2 protein-coding genes are annotated in these 3,162 nt (G+C 69.0%); both read right to left on the bottom strand.

Going from position 1 to position 3,162, the window contains the following annotated elements; translation table 11 throughout:
- Window positions 1-10: 10 nt before the first annotated feature.
- Window positions 11-469: a cell wall hydrolase gene (locus ACXJKH_RS17615; protein ID WP_256776242.1), complete on the bottom strand. Its 459-nt coding sequence runs from the start codon at window positions 467-469 to the stop codon at window positions 11-13.
- A gap of 290 nt (window positions 470-759) precedes the next feature.
- Window positions 760-2,793 (bottom strand): oxidoreductase, encoded by a 2,034-nt coding sequence (locus ACXJKH_RS17610; RefSeq protein ID WP_457321260.1) that lies wholly within the window; start codon window positions 2,791-2,793, stop codon window positions 760-762.
- Window positions 2,794-3,162 lie beyond the last annotated feature (369 nt).

The following is a 3,162-nucleotide window of genomic DNA, read 5'->3' as shown; positions in this document are numbered from 1 at the left end:
TAACAGAACGTTACGACGCGCGCGGCTTGAGTTTCTGCACGCGGTAGAAGGTGTGGTCGCCGATCGTGGCCACCTGGTAGGCGTTGCGCCAGCTCGGGTTGGCGATCGACAGTGCGGCGAAGTGGCTCGCCCCGGGCACGATCTCCTTGCGCTCACCGACCGGCAGGGCCCAATTGCGCTCGGCATCGAAGGCCACGGTCATCGCTTCCTGCCAGGCGTCGGCGTTGCCCAGCTGGGTGCCGGGGGCGACGATGGTCGGGGCGAACTGCTTGCGCGCGGTGACCACCTTGCACATCGAGTCGCCCCACAGCCCGCTGTCCAGGCGGCGCAGGGCCACCTCCGCGACGGCTTGCTGGCCGCGCAGGGTCTGGTCACGCGCTTCGAGGTAGACGGTCGTGCTCAGGCACAACGAATCGGCGGCAGGCTGCGGCAACAACTGTGACAGCCAGAGAATCCAGGCCAGTTTCATAAATCTCCTTGCTCCGTGTGGGCCGCACCTGGCTGTCCATCCGATCATGCGGACGGGGCGAGGGTACGACTTGGCGTCATGGGGAGGCGGCCATCGGGGCCGCCCGGGAGCGGACCCGAACAAGACGTGGGGTCCGCGCGCTCACTCGAACTGGGTGGTGAGCGGGAAAGTTGGCGCACGATAGGGGGCCATTTCCCAATGCATCCTGAACTCAGCGGCTTGACATTCAGGTTCGAAGCGGGGCCCGAATTGCGCTCACGGGCCCCTATTCAGGTCGCGATTGACCGTGTTCAGAGCCCGGCCGCGAGGTGGCTGCCCTGGTGGATGGCGCGCTTGGCGTCCAGTTCGGCAGCCACATCCGCGCCGCCGATCAGGTGTGCGTTGATGCCGGCGGCCAGCAATGCGGCATGCAGATCGCGGCGCGGTTCCTGGCCGGCGCAGACCACCACATGATCGACCGGCAGCGTCTGTTCCTGGCCTTCGATGCGGACGTGCAGGCCGGCGTCGTCCACGCCCAGGTATTCCACGCCGCCGAGCATTTTCACGCCCTTGGCCTTGAGCGTGGCGCGATGGATCCAGCCGGTGGTCTTGCCCAGCCGCGCGCCGGGTTTGCCTGGGCTGCGCTGCAACAGCCAGACCTTGCGCGCGGGCGCTTCGGGGACGGCCTTGGCCAGTGCGCCGCGACCTTCGAAGGTCGCATCCACGCCCCATTCGGCCATCCAGCGGGCCGGGTCCAGTGCGCTGGACGGGCCGTCATGGACCAGGAACTCGCCGACATCGAAGCCAATGCCGCCAGCGCCGATGATCGCCACCTGCGCCCCGGCCTCGACCCGGCCGAGCAGCACGTCCAGGTAGTTGATCACCTTGGGGTGGTCGGCGCCGGGGAAGTCGACCCGGCGCGGGGTGATCCCGGTGGCGACCACCACCTCGTCGAAGCCGGCGAGCAGGGCCACGTCGGCGACCGTTTCAAGCTTCACGGCCACGCCGGTCTCGTCGAGCTTGTGGCGGAAGTAACGCAGGGTCTCGTGGAATTCTTCCTTGCCCGGAATGCGCTTGGCCACGTTGAACTGACCGCCGATCTCGGTGCCGGCATCGAACAGGGTGACCGCATGACCGCGCTCGGCGGCCACGGTGGCGCAGGCCAGCCCGGCCGGGCCGGCGCCGACCACCGCCACGCGCTTGGACGTGGTCACCGGGCGGTAGACCAGCTCGGTCTCGTGCACGGCGCGCGGATTGACCAGGCAGCTGGCGGTCTTGTTCTCGAACACATGGTCCAGGCAGGCCTGGTTGCAGGCGATGCAGGTGTTGATCGCGTCCGGGCGGCCGGCGCGCGCCTTGTTGGCCCATTCCGGGTCGGCCAGCAGCGGTCGCGCCAGCGACACCATGTCCGCGCCGCCGCCCGCCAGGATGCGCTCGGCCACCTCGGGCATGTTGATGCGGTTGGTGGCGATCACCGGCACCTGCACGTGCGGCTTGAGCTTGGCGGTCACACCGGCAAAGGCCGCGCGCGGCACCGACGTGGCGATGGTGGGGATGCGCGCTTCGTGCCAGCCGATGCCGGAATTGATCAATGTGGCGCCGGCGGCTTCGATCGCCTTGGCCTGCTGCACGATCTCGTCCCAGTTGCTGCCGTCCTCGACCAGGTCCACCAGCGACAGCCGGTAGATGATGATGAAGTCCGGGCCGCAGGCCTCGCGGATGCGGCGCACGATCTCGACGGCGAAGCGCATGCGCTGGCTGGCGTCGCCGCCCCAGCGGTCAGCGCGCGTGTTGGTGCGCGGGGCGATGAATTCGTTGATCAGATAGCCTTCCGAGCCCATCACTTCAACGCCGTCGTAGCCGGCCTCGCGCGCCAGCCGCGCGCTGCGCGCGTAATCGGCGATGTGACGCTCCACCCCGCGCGAGGACAGCGCACGCGGGGTGAACGGGTTGATCGGCGCCTTCAGCTTGCTGGGGGCCACCGAGAGGGGGTGGTAGGCGTAGCGCCCGGCGTGCAGCAGCTGCAGGCAGATCTTGCCGCCGTTGTCGTGCACCGCAGCGGTCACCTGGCGGTGCGGACGCACTTCCCACGGCCAGGACAGCTTGCCGCCGAACGGCTTGAGCCAGCCGACCACGTTCGGTGCGAAGCCACCGGTGACGATCAGCCCCACGCCGCCGGCGGCACGCTCGGCGAAGTACGCGGCCAGGCGCGGGAAATCACGCGCGCGGTCTTCCAGGCCGGTGTGCATCGACCCCATCAGGATGCGGTTGCGCAGCTGGGTGAAGCCAAGGTCCAGCGGAGTGAACAGATGGGGATAGGCGGAGGATTCGGCGGCTGGCGACATGTCGATACGCTTGCGTACGGAAGCGTGAAGGGTGCCGCGAAAGGCCCCCACAAGCAAGGGCCTTTCGCGGCCCCCTTCGCGCTGTCGCGCCCCGCTTTGCTGCGCAAACCGCGAGCCCCGTCTCACCACCACCCAGACCCCCGCGCCTTCGGCGCCTCCCTCTGACGCAGGGGGCGCCTTTCCAGGTGGATCGCGTGGGTGACTACCGTTGGTTGGCACGTGCACAGGTAGTGCCGGCCGTTGGCCGGCTCCACGCACCGTTGGAGGTCGAGGACCGGCCCACCGGCCGGCACCACCGGGCCAGATGCGGTTACGGGGTGGCTGCCGCCGGGGCAGGCTTGTGGATCCCGAACARCGGCAGCGTCACGC

The organism is Stenotrophomonas sp. P5_B8, assembly GCF_054049855.1.
This window is presented reverse-complemented; position numbering and strand designations above follow the sequence as displayed.

Bases quoted from the DNA above. Each gene is read 5' to 3' on its own strand.
- ACXJKH_RS17610 (WP_457321260.1), bottom strand. From the start codon at position 2,793: ATGTCGCCAGCCGCCGAATCCTCCGCCTATCCCCATCTGTTCACTCCG.
- ACXJKH_RS17615 (WP_256776242.1), bottom strand. From the start codon at position 469: ATGAAACTGGCCTGGATTCTCTGGCTGTCACAGTTGTTGCCGCAGCCT.